Below are 17,641 nucleotides of genomic sequence, written 5' to 3'. Positions count from 1 at the left end.
TATGATGGAAAAGAAATACCTGACGCCCCAGCAGATCGTAGCGGAGCTCGACAAATATATCATCGGGCAATACGAAGCCAAGCGCAATGTCGCGATCGCGCTGCGGAACCGCTGGCGTCGCATGAATAGCCGGGCCGACATACAAGGCGAGATCGTGCCCAACAACATTCTCATGATTGGCGCCACGGGCGTCGGCAAGACGGAGATCGCGCGCCGCCTGGCCAAGATCGCCGATGCTCCTTTCGTGAAAGTGGAGGCTTCGAAGTTTACCGAGGTGGGCTACGTAGGTCGCGATGTGGAAAGTATGGTACGCGACCTGGTCGAGCAGTCGGTCAACATGGTACGCGCACGCAAGAAGGAAGAAGTAAAAGAGCGAGCGGCCCAGGCCGTAGAAGACACTATACTGGATGCGTTGATTCCACCGCTGCGTTCATCCGGCACCGTGACGAATCGTGCGGCCGGCTTTGGCACCAACGACAGCAACAACGATACCCCTACGAACGACGCCGAGCTCAACGAACGCACACGACATCACTTTCGTGAAAAGATCCGCAATGGCGAGTTGGAAGACCGCAAGATCGAGATCGATATAAAAGGCGCCGGCGGGCAGGGCGTCGGCATGATCGGTGCCGGCATGATGGACGAAGTGTCGATGATGAATTTGCAGGAGATGATCAGCGGCATGATGCCGAAGAAAAGCAAGAAGCGAAAGGTGACCGTAGCCGAGGCGCGCACGCTGCTGCTGGAAGAGGAAGCCGCCAAGCTCATCGACATGGACGAAGTTAAAGACGAAGCCATCCGTCGGGCAGAAGATGCCGGCATCATCTTCATTGACGAGATTGACAAGATTGCGTCGGGTTCGCGCAAAGGTGGTGGCGGGAGTGGTCCCGACGTCAGCCGCGAAGGTGTACAACGCGACTTGCTGCCGATCGTAGAAGGCAGCACCGTCAACACCAAACATGGCATGATCAAAACAGACCATGTGCTGTTCATTGCTGCCGGTGCGTTTCACATCTCTAAACCTTCTGACTTAATACCCGAGCTGCAAGGCCGCTTTCCCATACGCGTAGAGTTGAACAACCTGACGCGCGAAGACTTTGTACAGATTCTGAAAGAGCCGCGCAACGCCCTGACCAAACAATACCAGGCACTGTTTGAGGCTGAACAAGTGATGATCGACTTTACCGACGACGCCATCGAAGAAATTGCCGAAACGGCATTCGTCATCAACGCCGAGGTCGAGAACATCGGCGCCCGTCGCCTGCATACCGTCATGAGCAGATTGCTCAACGAGTTCCTGTTCGACGTGCCCGATAAGATCGGCCCCAATGCCCGCATCACCATTAATGCGGCGATGGTGCGCGAAAAACTGTCAGGCCTGGTAAAGAACAAGGACCTGAGCGAATTTATTCTTTAATGAAAAGCTTTTTTCGGACACTGATGCTGGCCGTGCTTGTGCTGCCGGCATTTGCGCAGGACGATGTAACGATACAGCCTGCCTCGCAGGGCAGCTACGATTCTATACGGTCACAGTATATCCAGTCCTTTCCCGATCATTTCTTTTTATGGCCGGTGCTGAAGCAGCGCCGTCTCGACTTCGAAATGGGCAGTCTGTCCAACGATGACTACACATTGAAGTATCGCTCGAACAAACCCTATGCCTTTGGCCTGGGGATGTATATATTCGAGCTGGGCATCGAGCTCGCGTTCTCGGTACCCCTGGACGAACAAAACAAACGCATCTATGGCGAGTCGGATGCCAGCGACTTGCAGTTGAACATCATCGGTAAACGATGGGGCATCGATGCTTTTGTACAGAAGTACCGCGGGTTTTACATCGAAGACCCGAACATGAATATTCCCAGCAATACGCCGTACCCGCAGCGGGCGGACATCACAACGCGCAACACCGGGGTGAGCGTAAACTATACATTTAACAACAAGAAGTTTTCGTTCCGATCGGCGTATAACTTTGCCGACCGTCAGCTGCGCAGTGCGGGTTCGTTCTTGCTGGTGGCCTCGCTCAGCAGCTTTCAGGCATCGGGCGACTCGGCCATTCTGGGCAGTGCCTATGCAGCCGAGTTTAAAAACGACGCCAGGATCAAAAAAATGCAGGTTACTACCCTGGGGCTTGCACCCGGCTATACCTATAGCATCATTTACAAAGGATTCTTTTTGAACGGCACACTGGCCATCGGCCCGGCGCACAACTGGTTAGGCTCTACGTTAGAAGGAGGCAAAGACCGCAATGACATTCGCTTTAATGTTTACATCACGGCCCGCATCGGCATCGGCTATAACGGCGATCGTTTCTTTGGCGGTATGGGCTTTAACAGTCAGAACCGCTCGGCGAAATTTGACGATGTACAGTTGGTCAGCACCAGCGGCACATTTAAAATACTGGTGGGCTACCGCTTCCGCGAGTTCGGCATTTTGAAGAAACGTATTTCAGATCTGCCCAAAGAGCTGGCCCGGTAATCGGTCAGTCTTCGCGGCTCTTCGGGTAATCAAAGAAAAGCATCTTGCCTTTGCCCCACGAGGCATCTTTCCACGAGTCGATGTTGAGCTGAAAGGCGACCACGCCGCAGGTCGGCATGTTGTCGATGTCAAACTCGTCGTCCTGGAAGGAATTGACAAACTCGGTCAGGCCCGGGTTGTGGCCAAAGATCATGACAACGTTGTGTTTATCTTTCAGGTCTTGAATGGTCTTTAAGATTACCTCTTCCCCTGCGTGGTACAGCTTGGTTTCTTTTTTGATCTTTTCTTTGGGAAAAGCCAACACCTTGGCCACCCGTTTGGCCGTAGAGCGCGCCCGTTTGGCAGGGCTTGTCACCATCAGGTCGGGGTGAATATTCTTTTCAGACAGCCGTTTGGCCATGCGCGGGGCGTCACGCTTGCCGCGCTCGTTCAAAGGGCGATCAAAATCTTCCTGCGATGGGTTGGCCCAGCTGCTTTTCGCATGACGAATGACATACAGTGTTTTCACGACTTAAATTTAGTGCCAAAAATCCTAATCCTAACCCTTATCTTCGCGCCTCATGGCAAGTCTTAAAATAATTCGCCGGAAGATCCGCTACGCAATCGTTTATGGGTTGGTCAGGTTCCTGATCTTTCTCTCAAACCTGATGTCCCGGGTGGCCTGGCTGCGGTTCTGTGGCTTTCTGGGCCGACTGGCCTATCCGTTTGCGGGCCAGACACGCACACGCACACTTCGCCACCTCACCCTGGCGTATGGTAAAGAAAAATCGGCTGCGGAGATTCGCACGCTGTCACGACGCACCTTTGAGTATCTGGGAAAAAATGCCGGCGAGATGTTACGGGCCACGGCCTCCATACACACCCTGGCCGACCTCGACAAAATCCTGGTTGTACATGGCTACGAGAATTTTGAGCGCGCACAAGCTAAAGGCAAAGGGGTGATCTTCCTGACCTGCCACATGGGTGCCTTCGATTTGCAGGTAACGGTCATGGCCCTGCGCGGCCTCAACCCCAATATTATCGGCACGCCGTTAAAAGACCCCCGCCTCAACGACCTGCTGTGGGACTATCGCAATAAACACGGCGCCATTGCCATCGAGCGCGGCCGCGAGACTTTCAAAATGATCAAGGTGTTGAAGTCGGGTGGATCGTTGGCATTGCTGATCGACCAGGACACCCGTGTAAAGAGCCGGTTTGTGAATTTCTTTGGTATGCCCGCCGCGACACCCGTCGGAGCGACCGTCCTGGCTTTGAAGACCGGTGCCGCCATCGTGCCCACCTACATCCACCTGGGGAAGGACTGGAAGCAACACATGCACATCCTGCCGGAGATCCCGCTCAATGTCAGCGGCAACGACGAGGCGGACATGGTGTACAACACACAAATTCTGACAAACTTCATTGAACAGCAAGTGCGCAGCCATCCCGAACAATGGGTATGGATGCACGAACGCTGGAAGACCCAGCCCGGCGAAGAGATCGCCTAATTTCCATTCCGCTTACCGGCGTGCGTAAACGACAAAGTCAAAGCTATAGGTATGCCGTTCGTCGGCTGCATGCGGCACGCGCGACACTTCCTTCCATTCTTGTTTGTCAAACGTCGGGAAATATGTATCGCCGTCAATCACAGCGTGTATCTCGGTAAGGTAGAGCAAGTCGGCCTGTGCCAGCGTGGCGCTATAGATTTCAGCACCGCCGATGATGAACAGCTCGGGCTCGCCGTTCGCGCGGGCCAGTGCAATGCCCTGGTCGATGGTGTTTACGGTGATACACCCGGGCGCGTGAAAGCCTTTTTGACGTGTTACGACAATGTTGGTGCGGTTGGGCAGTGGCTTAAACTTGTCAGGTATCGAATCGTAATTCTTGCGTCCCATGATGCAATGATGCCCCCGCGTGGTCTGCATGAAATACTTCATGTCGTCGGGCAGCTGCCAGGGCAGGTCGTTGTTTTTGCCGATAACATGATTCTGCGCATGCGCGGCAATGAGAGATATTTTCATGAGAGTTTATTTCCGCGAAAGAATTCGTCAATTTTCATACTGCGCTTGCCTTCCGGCTGCAGCTCTTCCAGCGCCACCCACCCATCGCCTGTGCGCACATGCAAATAGGTTTTTTGATCGGTGTCATAGGCGCCGGGTTGTGCGTCCTGATTCTTTTGGACAATAGACACACGGTATACTTTAAAGGTCTTATCGCCCAGCACACACCATGCCGCCGGGTAGGGGCTCAGGCCACGTACAAAGTTGCGTACATCGTACGCGGATTGCGTCCAATCGATGCGGCAGGTCTCTTTAAAGATTTTGGGCGCGTGTTTGATCTCTACGTCCGCCGGCTGCGGCACAGACCGGTAGTTGCCGTCGGCAATGGCCTGCACGGTCTTGAGCACGAGCTGTGCGCCGCGCGCCATCAGGCGCTCGTACAACGTACCGACGTTGTCGTCTTCGTGAATAGGTTCTTTCTCCTGAAAGATGACACTGCCGGTATCGATCTCGTGCTTGAGGAAAAACGTCGTAACGCCGGTCTCGCGCTCGCCGCGTATAATGGCCCAGTTGATGGGGGCCGCACCACGGTATTGGGGCAGGAGGGACGCGTGCAGATTGAAGGTGCCAAAGGCGGGCATCGCCCAGACAGCTTCCGGCAACATGCGAAACGCCACGACGATTTGCAGGTTGGCATTATAGCTGCGCAGCTCATCGAGGAACTCCGGTGCCTTCAGGTTGGTAGGCTGCAGCACGGGAATGTTATGCTTCAGCGCGCATTCTTTTACAGGTGAGTATACAATCTTTTGGCCCCGGCCCTGTGGTTTGTCAGGCGCGGTTACGACGGCCACCACGTTGAAGTGATTTGTCACGAGCACATCGAGGCTGGGCACGGCAAACTCCGGGGTGCCCATAAAAACAATACGAAGCTTTGTCATAAAAGTGGAGGCCGCAAAACCGGGCGCAATGTAGGCCGTTTGCGGGCTACAAATTAACACAATAAAAGAAACATCATATATTGTACAAAGCGATAAAAAGCTGCCTAACGGCCTCGCCAGAGGGTTTTTTAGAATTGGCCCTAAACTTGCCTTACAAGGGTTAGTAACAATTACTACTTATATGAAACAGTTCATGTTTGCTGCCTTCGCCCTGGTTACACTGGCTTCTTGTAATGTCAATGTAGTAGACGAGCCCCGCTACGACCCCCGTGATCAAGTCGTGGGTTCCTATAGCATGGAAGAATATTCGGAGACGTATGACGACTATACGTATTACAAAGTATACGTCAACAAAGATGGATATTCCGACGACCGGATCTACCTCGATAACTTTTACGGTGCCGACCTGCGGGTGCGTGCCTTCCTATATAACAACAAGATCACGATCCCTTACCAGGTCGTCAATGACTACGAGATCGAAGGTGTGGGTACCGTTGACCGTAGTGGCGTGAGCCTGCAGTATTCGGTACGCGATCTGTACGAGAACACCATAACCGACTATTGTCAGACATACGGTGACTACCACTAATCAGGCTCCGCGGAACCACTTCTTATCGGCATAGAAGGTGCCGAACGGAATGAAGGAGGCGACGAAGGCAGCCACCGAGCGCGAAAACTTCCAGCGCAATTCCAATGCTACTTGTAGCAGTAGGAGTACGTAGGCGATGAAGAGCACGCCGTGGGCCATGCCCACCACGCGCACAGGCCCGGGGATATCGGCCATATACTTCAGCGGCATAGCGATGCATAGCAGTACGAGGAAGGAGATGCCTTCTAAGAACGCGACGATGCGCAGGCGGCCTAATGCGGTTTTGATCATGATGCTATATCCAGTAGTTATATTACGATGATAATTGGCCCGCCAGGACGGCAATGCCCTCCGGGAAGCTGTGCGGCTCATAGCCCAGCTCCCGGCGGGCTTTTTCAATGATAAAGCCCGTCTTCGCCGGGCGTTTGGCCGGCTGCGTAAAACGCGTCGAGTCGGTAGGCTGGATGAACGATTTGTCCAGCTGAAAATAATCGGCCGTCGCGAGGGCAATTTGATAGGGGCTCAGAAAATCTTTGCCGGAAATGTGATAGATGCCCTGCGCGCGTTTAACCGCTGCCAGGTAACAACCTTGCGCCAGGTCTTCGGCCAGCGTCGGCGTGCGCCATTGATCGTTTACGACCTGAATGGTCTTGCCCTGCTCGACACTGTTCTTCACCCACAATACGATGTTGGAACGGCTCATGTCATTGGTAATGCCATAGACCAGTACCGTGCGGAGGATTGCCCAGCCCGATGTTGCATGCTGTTGTATATACTGCTCGGCCGCCAGCTTGCTTTCACCGTAGTAGTTTACGGGGCGTGGTGTTTCGGTTTCATCCAGCGGACCGTGCGAACCGTCGAATACAAAGTCGGTGGAAACGTGCACCAGGTGTATCGCATGGCGATTGCAGGCTTTGACAATATGCTCCACAGCCGTAACGTTGGCGGCCCAGCATTGCGCGCGTTCAGTCTCGCACTGGTCCACTTGTGTCATGGCCGCGCCGTGAATGACCACATCCGGTTTTTCGGCGGCCAACACACGCTCGACAGCTTCGCCGTCGGTGACGTCCAACGACACAAAGAGGCCGGCAGTGGGCGGTAACACAGACTTGCCGCGGGCCGTAGCCACCAGGGCAATGCCCGGCATCTGTTGCAAGAGCACAGTAAGCTTCTGACCCAACAGGCCGTTCGAGCCCGTAACAAGAATTTTCATGGACTACTTTTTAGCAGACGGCGGGTAATGATAGCCGTATAGTTTCTCGATCTTTTTCTTGGACACTTCTTCGATCGTCACCGTCATGCGAATATCTTCCAGCGGACGTTTTGCCTGATCGACCGACTGCCTGGCAATGGTGTCGATTATGTCCAGGCCCTTGATCACTTTTCCAAAAACAGTATAGGCACCATCCAGCTGCGGCGCGCCACCCATGGTGGTATACGCTTTAACTTGCTCGGCCGGTACATCTTTCTCCGTAGCGATGCCGGTCTCCTTTTCTACACGCGGCTTAAGCTTCAGAATAAAGTCTTGCGCGCCGTGCAAATCGTTCGCCTGATAGAACTGGCCGATGGAGTCATACACCGGTTTGTTGACCGGGTTTTGAAAGAACTGCTGCATGGCCTGGTTGAACTTAACCGGATCGATCTTGATCTCTTCCTCTTTCACTTTGGTGCCATGTACAATGTAGAACTGGCTTCCGCTGGACGCTTTGGAAGGGTTCATCTGGTCGCCCAAACGTGCTGCCGACAGGGCGCCTTTCTCGTGGTAATATTTCGGGTTGAACTCGGCGTCGATGGTATAGCCCGGTCCGCCCTGGCCCAGCATGGCACCTTTAGCGGCCTTGCGCGAGTCGGGGTCACCACCCTGGATCATAAAGCCGTCGATCACGCGGTGGAACATCAGGCTGTCAAAGTAATGCTCTTTGGCGAGCTTGATAAAGTTCTGTTTGTGCTTGGGCGTTTCGTCGTAGAGAATAGCCACCATGTCGCCGTAACGTGTGTGAAATGTTACGACCTGGTCGCGCTCTTGTGCGCAGCTGGTAAAGATGACGCAGTAGAGTAAGGCAATGCCGGCAAAAAAAGTATGCTTCATAACTGTGGAGTATAGATCAGTGATAACAGGTATCAGTCGTTGTGTAGTTGTTGGCGTATTTCTTTCAGGATCTGGTCGCCGCCGATGTTCAGCACTTCATTGGCTACCAGCTCGCCCAGCTCTTTGGCTTCTTCCGTGACCGATGAGCGTTTTACTTTAATAACGCGTTGGCCGTCGAGTGAAATGATACCGGCCTTCAGCGAAATCAGATCGCCCTCAAAGTGCGCATAACCAAAGGCGGGAATGCTACAGCCACCGTGCAGCGTCTTCAGAAAGGCGCGCTCGGCGCGTACACATACCGCTGTCTCCGGGTGGTTCACCCACCGATCCAGAATCTCTTTCTTGTCAAACGCCAGCTTCTTGTGACACTCCACGGCAATACAGCCCTGGCCAACGGCCGGCACAAAGTAGCTGGTCGGAATTTTCTCAACGATAAAGTTATCAAAGCCCATACGGTGTACGCCGGCATAGGCCAGCAGCAATGCATCGCACTCGCCGGCCTGCAGTTTGGCAAACCGTGTCTGCAGGTTGCCTCGAATAGAGACAGCCTGTACGTTGGGATAAAAGTGCTTCAGCAAGGCCACCCGCCGCGTGGCCGACGTACCGATGCGCAAGGCAGCGCCGTTGGTAATATCGATCGGGCGGTTGCTGACCAGCACATCGTTCACGGCTTCGCGTTCTGTAAAGGCGATCAGCTCCAGCTCATCGGGTAGCTCAGACGAAAGATCTTTTGCGCTGTGCACGGCAATATCGATCGATCCGTCCAACAGCTTCGCTTCGATCTCTTCGGTAAAGACACCCTTGCTACCGATCTTGGCAATGGAAACATCGAGGATCTTGTCGCCACGTGTTTCAATCGGAACAATCTCGGTGCTATAGCCCGATGGACGAATCAGGGACGCGACGTGCTCGGCTTGCCAGAGGGCCAGCTTGCTGCCGCGGGTCCCGATGCGGATGGTTTTATTCATGTTAGGGATTAAGCGTTTTGGATAGTTTCAGAGACAGGTCCAGGAAGATCATCTTGGCGCTTCCGTTACGTTCCAGGTGATAGGCGGCATCGTTGAGCAACTTGTAGGAGCCTTCGATTTTTTCCAACGTCAGCACTTTGCTAAAATCCTGCACGAATTTAAGCTCTTCGCCACGGGTACGGTTCATCGCGCCCGCCCCCGAGATGTGCAGCATCGACTCGCGCATCATGTTGATGCTATAGGTCATCATGTTACGTTGGCTGAGCTTGTCCAGTGCGTGGTACGAGTCGGACATGCCCACCAGCTGGCCGTAGCTCTTGCGGAAGCAAGCGCGCATCCAGTCGATAAAGACCGAGGCGTTGTTGTCCTCCGGCGTGTCAATCAGTCGCACGGCCAGGCCCAGGTTGCCTTCGGCCAGCGGCGCCAGCTTGTCGGCCTTGGTCGCTTCCACGCCGTGACGTTCGCGCAGCGTGGCCGCTACTTCGTCGTCGTGCAACAGCGGCACGGTAACGATCTGCGTACGCGATATAATGGTCGACAGCAGCCTGTCGGCGGCGTTGGTAACAAGTATAAAGAACGTCTGCGGCGGCGGTTCTTCCAGGATCTTCAGGATGCCGTTGGCAGCGGAGGTGTGCATCAGCTCGGGCTGCCAGATGATCATGACCTTGTGCGGGCTTTCAAACGGCTTCAGTGACAGGGTCTTAATGATCTCGCGGCTCTCTTCGCGCGAAATGAGCGCCATCTTGTCTTCGCCTCCGTAAAAATTTGTCCAGTCGTCGAGCGACCCGTAGGATTGCTCTAACAGAAACGACCGCCAGCTTTTTGTGATGTCGGCCCGGAAGCGGTCGTCGTCTTTATCATTCTTGACGTTGCTCAGCGGAAAAACAAAGTGTGTATCGGGGTGAATGAACTTGGCGTTCTTGGAGCAAGCGGGGCACACGCCGCAGGAATCGTCGCCTTTGTTTTCGCAATGCAGGTACGTGGCATATGCCAGCGCCAGCGGCAGGTTAAGTGCACCGGCAGCCCCCACGAAAAGTTGTGCGTGCGCCGTATGGTTGCTTTTGACAGCGTCGGTAAGAAGTTGTTTGACGTCAGCGAGACCGGGTATGTCGGAAAATTTCATGCTACATCTTTTCCCACGCGCGGCTTTGCGCGGTGGTCTCAAAGATATGTCGGAGAATGGCTTTATCCACGTCCCCCAGCGTAACATTTCTTCGGCCCAGCACCCGGTTCGCTGTTTCGAGGGCTTTTGACAGATCGTGTGTCACCATGCCCTCGGCGCCGCCCCAGGTAAACGACGGAATATGTGTCGGCGGAAAACCGGCGCCAAAGACGTTGGAGCAGACATCCACCACCGTAGCGGTGTTAAACATCGTGTTGATGCCGGCCTTGCTATGGTCGCCCATCATCAATCCGCAGAACATCAGGTCCGTCTGTTCGGGCTCACCCAGCGCATGGCTCCAGGGACGAATTTTGTCGTAGTTATTCTTCATGTTCGAAGCACTGGTGCCGGCGCCCAGGTTGCACCATTCGCCCAATACGGCGTTGCCGAGAAAGCCATCGTGGGCTTTGTTGCTGTAACCAAAGACCACGACGTTCGAAACTTCACCCCCCATTTTAGAATAGGGGCCAATGGACGAGTCGCCTCGGATCTTCGCGCCCATGTTGATATGCGCACCTTCGCCCAGCGCAAACGAGCCGCGTACCATAGCGCCCTCTTGTATCGCGCTGTGGCGCCCCAGGTAGATGGGGCCGTTCTCGGCATTCAACAGACAGGCGCGCAGGGATACACCTTCTTCCAGAAAGATGTTTTCCTTCGGGCCGTAGACAATGGTATGGGGATCGGTAATAGGGGCGGAGGTACGGCCGGCGGTGATCAACGCAAAGTCAAGCTTGATCTGGGCGGCATTCGATGAAAAGATCTTCCAGGTCCTGTCAATGACAGTAACCGGGTGCGTGTACTCGATGGTATTTTGCTGGGTGATGGCGTCGGCCGGCTGATTCGCCGCCAGCAGCACATTGTCCTTTACCAGAAAGTACTGCGGAGGCAACGCCTTGATGGTATCGACCAGGGTTTGATCGGGGCACACCGCGCCGTTGATGAGCAGGTCTTGCGCGGTGGTGTGAAAAGGAAATTTTTGTTGCAGGTAGGCTTCCGTGCGAAAGGAGGCCCTGGTATGTAAGCGGCGTTCCCATTTTTCCTGGATCGTCAGGATACCCGTGCGGATGCAGGCTACGGGGCGTGTGAAGGTAAAGGGGAGGAGTGCGGTGCGAATCGAGGGATCGTCGAACAAAATCAAATTCATGGGCCAAAAATAGAATATGAAATCAACGCCGCAACATACACCAAATCAGTGTGTGTGTCTGTGTGCGCCCACAGTAAAAATAAATTTCAGACAACAAAAAAGCCCTCGTTACCAAGGGCTTTTCTCTCCATTTTAAAGAAGTAAGTTATTATGCTTTCTTCTGATATTTGTTCTTGAATTTCTCTACGCGGCCTGCTGTATCTACGAACAGCTTCTTGCCAGTAAAGAACGGGTGCGAAGCAGAGCTTACTTCGACCTTAATTACAGGGTACTCTTTGCCATCCTCCATTTTAATGGTCTCCTTAGGAGACTGAGTAGAACGGCTGATAAATTTATGATCGCTGGAAGTATCCCAGAAAACCACTTCTTTGTACTCCGGGTGAATGCCTTTTTTCATATCGATTCGTGCTTTTTGCCTTAAAAGGAGTGCAAAGATAAGGAGCCCGCGCGGATATCCAAACGCTTGCCCAGGTTTTGATTCAGAACTTGTTTTCGGGTATCTTGCAGACCCGAAATTACCATTTTTTAAGCTAATACCGGCCAGCGATTGAAACATACTCCGCACTACCCCATTGTCGCCGCCGTTCGCCCGGAATTTCGAAAAAAACCGCTGTCCCTTGAATTTCAATCATTTGCAGATAATTTCACAGGCATGATAAAACGCTACATCCTGCTGGCGATCGGGTGCGTGGCCGCCGCCACCGCGGTTGCCCAAAGCTCGTATGCTCCGCTGAATGAAGATTATTACCACCTCGTAGACCGCTACGAAGTAAAAACCGGCCGCATCCTGCCCCAGCTTTTTACTTCCGTAAAACCCTATAAACGGTCCGCTATCGTCGCCCTGGTCGACTCGGTCAACGCCCTGGAAGGATTCCAGTCCCGCGCCGCCCGCTTTAATTACGATTATTTGCGCAACGACAGCTGGGAGTGGTCCCGCGCCGAAACCGCCGACAGCAAAAAGCCTTTTCTCAAACACTTCTACCGCAAGAAGTCCGACCTGTTTTCCGTAGACGAGCCCGAGTTCGACCTGCACGTAAACCCCGTACTCTACCTGGGCACCGGCCACGACACGCAACGCGACGACGCCCTCTTTATCAATACCCGGGGCGTGGAGGTGCGCGGCATGATCGACCGTAAAATTGGTTTTTATACCTACCTCACCGACAACCAGGCCGTGCTGCCTTCGTACGTGTGGCGTCAGATGTCGCTCAATCCCATCATTCCCCACGAAGGCTTCTGGAAGGAGTTTAAGTCGGGCAAGGGTGTCGACTTCCTGCAGGCCCGCGGCCACATCTCGGTAGACGCCAGCCGCAGCATCAACTTACAAATGGGCTACGACCGCTTCTTTATCGGCAACGGCGTGCGCTCCTTTATCTTCTCCGACTATGCACCCCCGGTGTCGTTCTTCAAAGCCAACATCAAAGTATGGAAGCTGAACTATCAATACTTCATCAGCGAAATGACGGCCGACGTCAGCGCCAACCTGGGCGGTAGCCGCCAGATGGACCAGGGCTATCCGGATAAGTTTGTGACCTTTCACCACCTGAGTATAAACATTGGCAAGAAGCTGAACGTAGGCGTGTTCGAGTCGGTGATCTTCAGCCCTGACGATACCCTGGGAGCCGGTAAATTTGAATGGGCCTATCTCAACCCGATTATTTTCTACCGCGCCATCGAGCAGCAAAACGGCAGCAGCGACAACGTTATTCTCGGGATGGACTTTAAGTGGAATGCGGTGCGCAAGCTTTCCTTCTACGGACAGTTTGTACTCGACGAGTTTGTGCTGAATCACATCAAAGACGGCGACGGCTGGTGGGCCAACAAGTTTGCCGTACAGGTGGGTGGAAAATATATCGACGCGTTTGGCGTGCCCAACCTCGACTTGCAAGGGGAAATCAACATTGCACGCCCGTTCATTTATTCGCACAATACCAACTATGCCAACTATAGTCACTACCAGCAGCCGTTGGCCCACCCGTTGGGATCCAACTTCGAAGAGCTGGTGGGCGTGATCCGGTACCAGCCGTTGCCGCGTCTGAACCTGACAGGCAAGCTGATGGTCACGCGCATCGGGCGCGACTCGACCGACGTGAACTGGGGCAGCGATACGCCGCCGGACTATAAATACAACTGGGGCAGCGATATCCTGAAGCGGAATACCACCCGCGAGAAGGAGTATGGCAACACCGTCGGGCAGGGTATCAAAAACGACCTGGTGTATGCCAGCTTTATCGCCTCGTGGCAATTCCGGCATAACCTGTTCATTGACCTGAACGTGGTACTGCGGCAAAGCAAGGCAAACCTGGCCTTTTACAATAATAATACATCCATTACGTCTGTGGCGTTACGCTGGAATATTGCGCGACGTTCGTACGAACTTTAACGACGGGCTCATCTTTACATGAAAGTATATTTTCGAATATTACGGTACGTTCCTAACCTGGGCATTCGCCTGGCGCAATTCTTTGGATACTCCTTTTTAGGTATTGTCTTTGGTGTCGTAAACTATGCCCTGGTCATTCCGCTGCTCGATACATTGTTTGGCAATACCAAAGATGCCAGCAAGGTGGTGCTGACGCGCCCGGTATTTGAGCCCTCGCTGGACTATGCGACGGAGCTTTTTAATTACCATATTCTCGCCACGGTGCGCGACTACGGCATTATGCAGGCGCTGCTGTTCATCTGCATCGCGTTAGTAGTGAGTATGCTTGTGGCCAGCGTATTTCGGTATATGGAGCGAATGGCTGCCTCGCGCATCAAAGTGGATATCGTGAAGAACATCCGCATGGATATTTTTGATAAAGTATCCAGACTGCATGTTGGTTACTTCAATGACCAGCGTAAGGGCGACCTGATCTCGCGCTTTACCAACGACGTGGTAGAAGTAGAGAACGCGGCGGTCAACAGCCTGAAGTTTGTCTTAAAAGAGCCCATCACCATTCTGGTGACCTTTGGTGTGCTGTTCTTTATATCAGTTAAAATGACACTTTTTACCCTGCTGGTGTTTCCTATTACGGGCGGCATACTGGCGGAGATCATAAAACGGTTGAAGCGCCGGGCTATTCAGAGCCAGGAATCACAGGGGCGTATTGTAAACATCCTGGACGAAGCCTTTGGCGGTATGCGGGTGATCAATGCGTTTAATGCTCGCTGGTTTGTGCTGGGTAAGATCGATGCCGAGACCAGCTATCACCGTAAGGTGAACTTGTCCATGGCCCGAAAGAATGAGCTTGCCTCGCCGGTGTCGGAAACCCTGGGCGTGATGATCATGGCCGGCCTGATGTACTTTGGCGGCACCATGGTATTGGGCGATAATCCGGAGCTGACACCGGGTAAATTTTTAGGGTTCCTGGCGCTCTTTGCATCCATCATTCAACCCGCTAAAAACTTCTCCAACGGTATTACCTCGGTGCAAAAGGGAACCGTGTCAGCGGACCGCATCTTTAAGGTCATTGATACACAGCCCCTGGTACAAAATAAACCCAATGCAAAGAATGTAGAGGAATTCAGAGAGTCTGTCGAATTCCGGAATGTAAGCTTTGCCTACGATCGCGACGTGGTACTGAAGAATATCAACCTGAAGATTGAAAAGGGGAAGACCATTGCGTTGATCGGTCCCTCGGGTGGCGGTAAATCGACCCTGGCCGATCTGGTACCGCGTTTTTACGATCCTACGGAAGGTGAAGTATTGCTGGACGGTATATCGCTGCGCGACTATGAAATGGAGTCATTGCGTAAACAAATGGGTGTTGTTACACAGGAATCGATCCTGTTCAACGATAGCATTTTTAACAACATTGCCTTTGGCCTCGCGAACGTACGCGAAGAAGATGTGATCCAGGCCGCCCGTGTGGCCAATGCCCACGACTTTATCATGCAGACACCCGACGGGTACCAGACGGTCATTGGCGAGCGTGGCTCGAAACTGTCAGGCGGACAACGCCAGCGGTTGAGCATTGCCCGGGCCGTATTAAAGAATCCGCCCATCATGATCCTGGACGAAGCCACCTCGGCGCTTGATTCCGAGTCGGAACGGCTGGTACAAGATGCGCTGAACAATCTCATGAAGAACCGAACGTCGATCGTGATTGCCCACCGGCTGAGCACCATCCAGCACGCCGACGAGATCATTGTGATACAAAGTGGTCAAATCGTGGAGCGCGGACGCCACGAAACACTGCTAAACCAAAGCGGATTGTATAAAAAACTTATTGAAATTCAAACCATGGAGCGGTAAGCCCGTTAGTAGAATTTCATTTTTTCAGTTACCTTTAACAAGTATATCGTACTAACGAGCGTATTTGGTTTTAATCGGTGACTCACATGAGTAAGAACAGAGTAATTTTTTATATCGTATTTGCACTTTTTCACTTGGGTGCATTCATCTTCACTGTTGTACTCGATAATAACACCAACCTGCTCTTTAGTATGGTAAGCTGGGTGCCCTATTTTAAGTGGATCACCCTCTTAGGAGTCATTCTCATTATAGCAGACGTTATTTGGTCATGGATTATCAATCGCGATTCACAGCGGGAAAAAGCAGCCCTGATACTGGAGCTGAACACCCTCAAAGCAAAACTTTTCGACCTGCAGGAAGCCTCTTCCAAGAGCGCCGGCAGCCCATCATCACAAGCCAAGTAAGGCTTCTTAACCCCCCCTTCCGCCATGGTTGCTAAGACCTTTGGCGGGGCCGTCTACGGGGTAGACGCACGCACGATCACCATCGAAGTAAACATCGGTCAGGGCCTTCATTTCCATTTAAGTGGTTTGCCCGACAGCGCCGTAAAAGAAAGCCAGCACCGTGTGGAGGCTGCGTTGAAAAGCGGAGGCTACTTCATGCCGCGTAACAAAACCGTTGTAAACCTGGCGCCGGCCGACATTCGCAAGGAGGGGGCTGCCTATGATTTACCCATCGCCCTGGCCGTGCTGCTGGCCTCCGAACAAATCCAAACCGATCAGCTGGAGCGCTATATCATCATGGGTGAGCTCGCCCTCGACGGCACACTGCGGCCCATAAAAGGTGTATTGCCCATCGCCATTCAAGCCCGCAAGGAGAAGTTTACCGGCTTTATACTCCCGGCCGACAATGCGCGCGAAGCGGCCATCGTCAACTCCCTCGATGTACTGCCCGTACGCACACTGCAAGAGGCAATTGACTTCCTGACCGGTAAACTCGCCCTCGAGCCAGTACGCGTGGACACGCGCGAGCTATTTGCCGCCGGCAATAACAGCTATCCCATCGACTTCAAAGATGTGCAGGGACAAGAGAGCATCAAACGCGCGCTGGAGATCGCCGCGGCCGGCGGCCACAACGTCATCATGATCGGCCCGCCCGGCGCAGGTAAAACGATGCTGGCCAAACGCCTGCCATCGATCCTGCCGCCGCTTACACTTAACGAAGCGCTCGAAACAACAAAAGTACATTCCGTCGTGGGCAGGCTGGGTAAAGATGCTGCCCTGATGACCACACGGCCTTTCCGCAGCCCTCACCATACAATTTCGGACATCGCCCTGGTGGGTGGAGGAAGCCATCCGCAGCCGGGTGAGATCTCATTATCCAATCATGGCGTATTGTTCCTGGACGAGCTGCCCGAGTTTAAGCGCTCGGTGTTGGAAGTCATGCGTCAGCCGATGGAGGAGGGACGCGTAACGATCTCGCGGGCAAAAATATCGCTCGACTTTCCGGCCAACTTCATGCTTGTGGCCTCGATGAACCCATGTCCGTGCGGGTATTACAACCACCCGGATAAGGCGTGTGTCTGCGCGCCGGGTGTAGTACAAAAGTATCTCAATCGTGTCAGCGGTCCGCTGTTAGACCGTATCGACCTGCATGTAGAAGTAGTGCCGGTAAGCTTTGACGAGATGACTGGAAACCGCAAGGCGGAGACAAGCGAGCAAATCCGCGCGCGTGTCATTAAAGCCCGCGAAGTACAGGCCGAGCGTTTTAAGGCGCATGACGACATCTATTGCAATGCCATGATGCCCGCGAATATGGTAAAAGAAATATGCGTGCTGAACGAAGCCGGTCGCAAGCTGCTGAAGACAGCAATGGAACGGCTGGGGCTCTCGGCGCGGGCATACGATCGCATTCTAAAAGTGGCTCGTACCATTGCCGATTTGGGCGGCGCCGCCGACATCCGCGTGGAGCACCTGGCGGAAGCTATTCAATACCGCAGCCTCGATCGCGAGGGGTGGGCAGGATAGCAGCCGTAGATGCTGCCATCCCGCATTGAAAGCACGGTTTTGGATAAAATATATTTTGTTGTAAAAAATACGGCAAATTATACTACTTTA

Annotated in this window: 18 protein-coding genes; 8 read left to right on the top strand and 10 right to left on the bottom strand. The window is 53.4% G+C overall.

All coding sequences use genetic code 11. From position 1 onward, the window contains the following. The first annotated feature begins 1 nt into the window (after position 1). Complete coding sequence (gene hslU / locus KK062_RS13650) at positions 2 to 1,417, top strand: ATP-dependent protease ATPase subunit HslU (protein ID WP_254084863.1); 1,416 nt, start codon at positions 2 to 4, stop codon at positions 1,415 to 1,417. Beyond that, positions 1,417 to 2,478 carry a DUF4421 family protein gene (locus KK062_RS13645; protein WP_254084862.1) on the top strand — a complete coding sequence of 354 codons (1,062 nt, stop codon included), beginning with the start codon at positions 1,417 to 1,419 and terminating at the stop codon, positions 2,476 to 2,478. Before hslU ends, KK062_RS13645 begins: the two co-directional genes overlap by 1 nt. A 4-nt stretch (positions 2,479 to 2,482) precedes the next feature. Here the strand turns inward: KK062_RS13645 and KK062_RS13640 are convergent, their stop codons facing one another. Continuing rightward, positions 2,483 to 2,986 carry a SixA phosphatase family protein gene (locus tag KK062_RS13640; RefSeq protein ID WP_254084861.1) on the bottom strand — a complete coding sequence of 168 codons (504 nt, stop codon included), beginning with the start codon at positions 2,984 to 2,986 and terminating at the stop codon, positions 2,483 to 2,485. A gap of 52 nt (positions 2,987 to 3,038) precedes the next feature. Between KK062_RS13640 and KK062_RS13635 the strand changes: the two genes are divergently transcribed. Beyond that, complete coding sequence (locus KK062_RS13635; protein WP_254084860.1) at positions 3,039 to 3,965, top strand: lysophospholipid acyltransferase family protein; 927 nt, start codon at positions 3,039 to 3,041, stop codon at positions 3,963 to 3,965. Between the two features lie 12 nt (positions 3,966 to 3,977). On the opposite strand, the gene KK062_RS13630 is transcribed toward KK062_RS13635, so the two are convergent. Further along, positions 3,978 to 4,478, bottom strand: coding sequence for a dihydrofolate reductase (locus KK062_RS13630; RefSeq protein WP_254084859.1), 501 nt, complete (start codon positions 4,476 to 4,478; stop codon positions 3,978 to 3,980). Continuing rightward, positions 4,475 to 5,395: a methionyl-tRNA formyltransferase gene (fmt, locus tag KK062_RS13625; protein WP_254084858.1), complete on the bottom strand. Its 921-nt coding sequence runs from the start codon at positions 5,393 to 5,395 to the stop codon at positions 4,475 to 4,477. Before fmt ends, KK062_RS13630 begins: the two co-directional genes overlap by 4 nt. Before the next feature lie 181 nt (positions 5,396 to 5,576). On the opposite strand from fmt, the gene KK062_RS13620 reads away from it, so the two are divergent. Further along, on the top strand, positions 5,577 to 5,984 hold the full coding sequence (locus KK062_RS13620; RefSeq protein WP_254084857.1) for a hypothetical protein: 408 nt from the start codon (positions 5,577 to 5,579) through the stop codon (positions 5,982 to 5,984). Here KK062_RS13620 and KK062_RS13615 read toward each other — a convergent pair whose 3' ends face one another. The 7 genes from KK062_RS13615 to KK062_RS13585 all read right to left on the bottom strand — a co-directional run bounded on the left by KK062_RS13615 (position 5,985) and on the right by KK062_RS13585 (position 11,744). Continuing rightward, positions 5,985 to 6,275, bottom strand: coding sequence for a DUF3817 domain-containing protein (locus KK062_RS13615; protein ID WP_254084856.1), 291 nt, complete (start codon positions 6,273 to 6,275; stop codon positions 5,985 to 5,987). A 22-nt stretch (positions 6,276 to 6,297) separates the two neighbouring features. Next, positions 6,298 to 7,197 (bottom strand): SDR family oxidoreductase, encoded by a 900-nt coding sequence (locus tag KK062_RS13610; RefSeq protein ID WP_254084855.1) that lies wholly within the window; start codon positions 7,195 to 7,197, stop codon positions 6,298 to 6,300. A gap of 3 nt (positions 7,198 to 7,200) precedes the next feature. Beyond that, positions 7,201 to 8,073: a peptidylprolyl isomerase gene (locus KK062_RS13605; RefSeq protein WP_254084854.1), complete on the bottom strand. Its 873-nt coding sequence runs from the start codon at positions 8,071 to 8,073 to the stop codon at positions 7,201 to 7,203. Positions 8,074 to 8,105: 32 nt separating this feature from the next. Further along, positions 8,106 to 9,041, bottom strand: a complete 936-nt coding sequence (gene hemC, locus KK062_RS13600) for a hydroxymethylbilane synthase (protein WP_254084853.1) — start codon at positions 9,039 to 9,041, stop codon at positions 8,106 to 8,108. Position 9,042: 1 nt separating this feature from the next. Further along, positions 9,043 to 10,164, bottom strand: coding sequence for a DNA polymerase III subunit (locus tag KK062_RS13595; protein ID WP_254084852.1), 1,122 nt, complete (start codon positions 10,162 to 10,164; stop codon positions 9,043 to 9,045). Position 10,165: 1 nt separating this feature from the next. Then, positions 10,166 to 11,347 carry a GlmU family protein gene (locus KK062_RS13590; protein ID WP_254084851.1) on the bottom strand — a complete coding sequence of 394 codons (1,182 nt, stop codon included), beginning with the start codon at positions 11,345 to 11,347 and terminating at the stop codon, positions 10,166 to 10,168. 148 nt (positions 11,348 to 11,495) lie between these two features. Beyond that, positions 11,496 to 11,744: a type B 50S ribosomal protein L31 gene (locus KK062_RS13585; protein ID WP_254084965.1), complete on the bottom strand. Its 249-nt coding sequence runs from the start codon at positions 11,742 to 11,744 to the stop codon at positions 11,496 to 11,498. Positions 11,745 to 11,999: 255 nt separating this feature from the next. Here KK062_RS13585 and KK062_RS13580 point away from each other — a divergent pair, with 255 nt between their 5' ends. From KK062_RS13580 to KK062_RS13565, 4 genes are all read left to right on the top strand, one after another. Beyond that, positions 12,000 to 13,730 carry a hypothetical protein gene (locus KK062_RS13580; protein ID WP_254084850.1) on the top strand — a complete coding sequence of 577 codons (1,731 nt, stop codon included), beginning with the start codon at positions 12,000 to 12,002 and terminating at the stop codon, positions 13,728 to 13,730. A gap of 18 nt (positions 13,731 to 13,748) precedes the next feature. Beyond that, positions 13,749 to 15,584: an ABC transporter ATP-binding protein gene (locus KK062_RS13575; protein WP_254084849.1), complete on the top strand. Its 1,836-nt coding sequence runs from the start codon at positions 13,749 to 13,751 to the stop codon at positions 15,582 to 15,584. Between the two features lie 86 nt (positions 15,585 to 15,670). After that, positions 15,671 to 15,988 carry a hypothetical protein gene (locus KK062_RS13570; protein WP_254084848.1) on the top strand — a complete coding sequence of 106 codons (318 nt, stop codon included), beginning with the start codon at positions 15,671 to 15,673 and terminating at the stop codon, positions 15,986 to 15,988. A 24-nt stretch (positions 15,989 to 16,012) separates the two neighbouring features. After that, a complete protein-coding gene (locus tag KK062_RS13565) occupies positions 16,013 to 17,551 on the top strand; it encodes a YifB family Mg chelatase-like AAA ATPase (protein WP_254084847.1) in 1,539 nt (512 codons plus the stop codon). The last annotated feature ends 90 nt before the right edge of the window (positions 17,552 to 17,641 follow it).

The organism is Dawidia cretensis (assembly GCF_018598175.1).
In the GTDB taxonomy this organism is placed as follows: Bacteria; Bacteroidota; Bacteroidia; order Cytophagales; family Cyclobacteriaceae; genus Ohtaekwangia; species Ohtaekwangia cretensis.
This window is presented reverse-complemented; position numbering and strand designations above follow the sequence as displayed.

Coding starts and splice junctions, on each gene's coding strand:
- hslU (WP_254084863.1), top strand. CDS start 2: ATGATGGAAAAGAAATACCTGACGCCCCAGCAGATCGTAGCGGAGCTC.
- KK062_RS13645 (WP_254084862.1), top strand. CDS start 1,417: ATGAAAAGCTTTTTTCGGACACTGATGCTGGCCGTGCTTGTGCTGCCG.
- KK062_RS13635 (WP_254084860.1), top strand. CDS start 3,039: ATGGCAAGTCTTAAAATAATTCGCCGGAAGATCCGCTACGCAATCGTT.
- KK062_RS13630 (WP_254084859.1), bottom strand. CDS start 4,478: ATGAAAATATCTCTCATTGCCGCGCATGCGCAGAATCATGTTATCGGC.
- fmt (WP_254084858.1), bottom strand. CDS start 5,395: ATGACAAAGCTTCGTATTGTTTTTATGGGCACCCCGGAGTTTGCCGTG.
- KK062_RS13620 (WP_254084857.1), top strand. CDS start 5,577: ATGAAACAGTTCATGTTTGCTGCCTTCGCCCTGGTTACACTGGCTTCT.
- KK062_RS13615 (WP_254084856.1), bottom strand. CDS start 6,275: ATGATCAAAACCGCATTAGGCCGCCTGCGCATCGTCGCGTTCTTAGAA.
- KK062_RS13610 (WP_254084855.1), bottom strand. CDS start 7,197: ATGAAAATTCTTGTTACGGGCTCGAACGGCCTGTTGGGTCAGAAGCTT.
- KK062_RS13605 (WP_254084854.1), bottom strand. CDS start 8,073: ATGAAGCATACTTTTTTTGCCGGCATTGCCTTACTCTACTGCGTCATC.
- hemC (WP_254084853.1), bottom strand. CDS start 9,041: ATGAATAAAACCATCCGCATCGGGACCCGCGGCAGCAAGCTGGCCCTC.
- KK062_RS13595 (WP_254084852.1), bottom strand. CDS start 10,164: ATGAAATTTTCCGACATACCCGGTCTCGCTGACGTCAAACAACTTCTT.
- KK062_RS13590 (WP_254084851.1), bottom strand. CDS start 11,347: ATGAATTTGATTTTGTTCGACGATCCCTCGATTCGCACCGCACTCCTC.
- KK062_RS13585 (WP_254084965.1), bottom strand. CDS start 11,744: ATGAAAAAAGGCATTCACCCGGAGTACAAAGAAGTGGTTTTCTGGGAT.
- KK062_RS13580 (WP_254084850.1), top strand. CDS start 12,000: ATGATAAAACGCTACATCCTGCTGGCGATCGGGTGCGTGGCCGCCGCC.
- KK062_RS13575 (WP_254084849.1), top strand. CDS start 13,749: ATGAAAGTATATTTTCGAATATTACGGTACGTTCCTAACCTGGGCATT.
- KK062_RS13570 (WP_254084848.1), top strand. CDS start 15,671: ATGAGTAAGAACAGAGTAATTTTTTATATCGTATTTGCACTTTTTCAC.
- KK062_RS13565 (WP_254084847.1), top strand. CDS start 16,013: ATGGTTGCTAAGACCTTTGGCGGGGCCGTCTACGGGGTAGACGCACGC.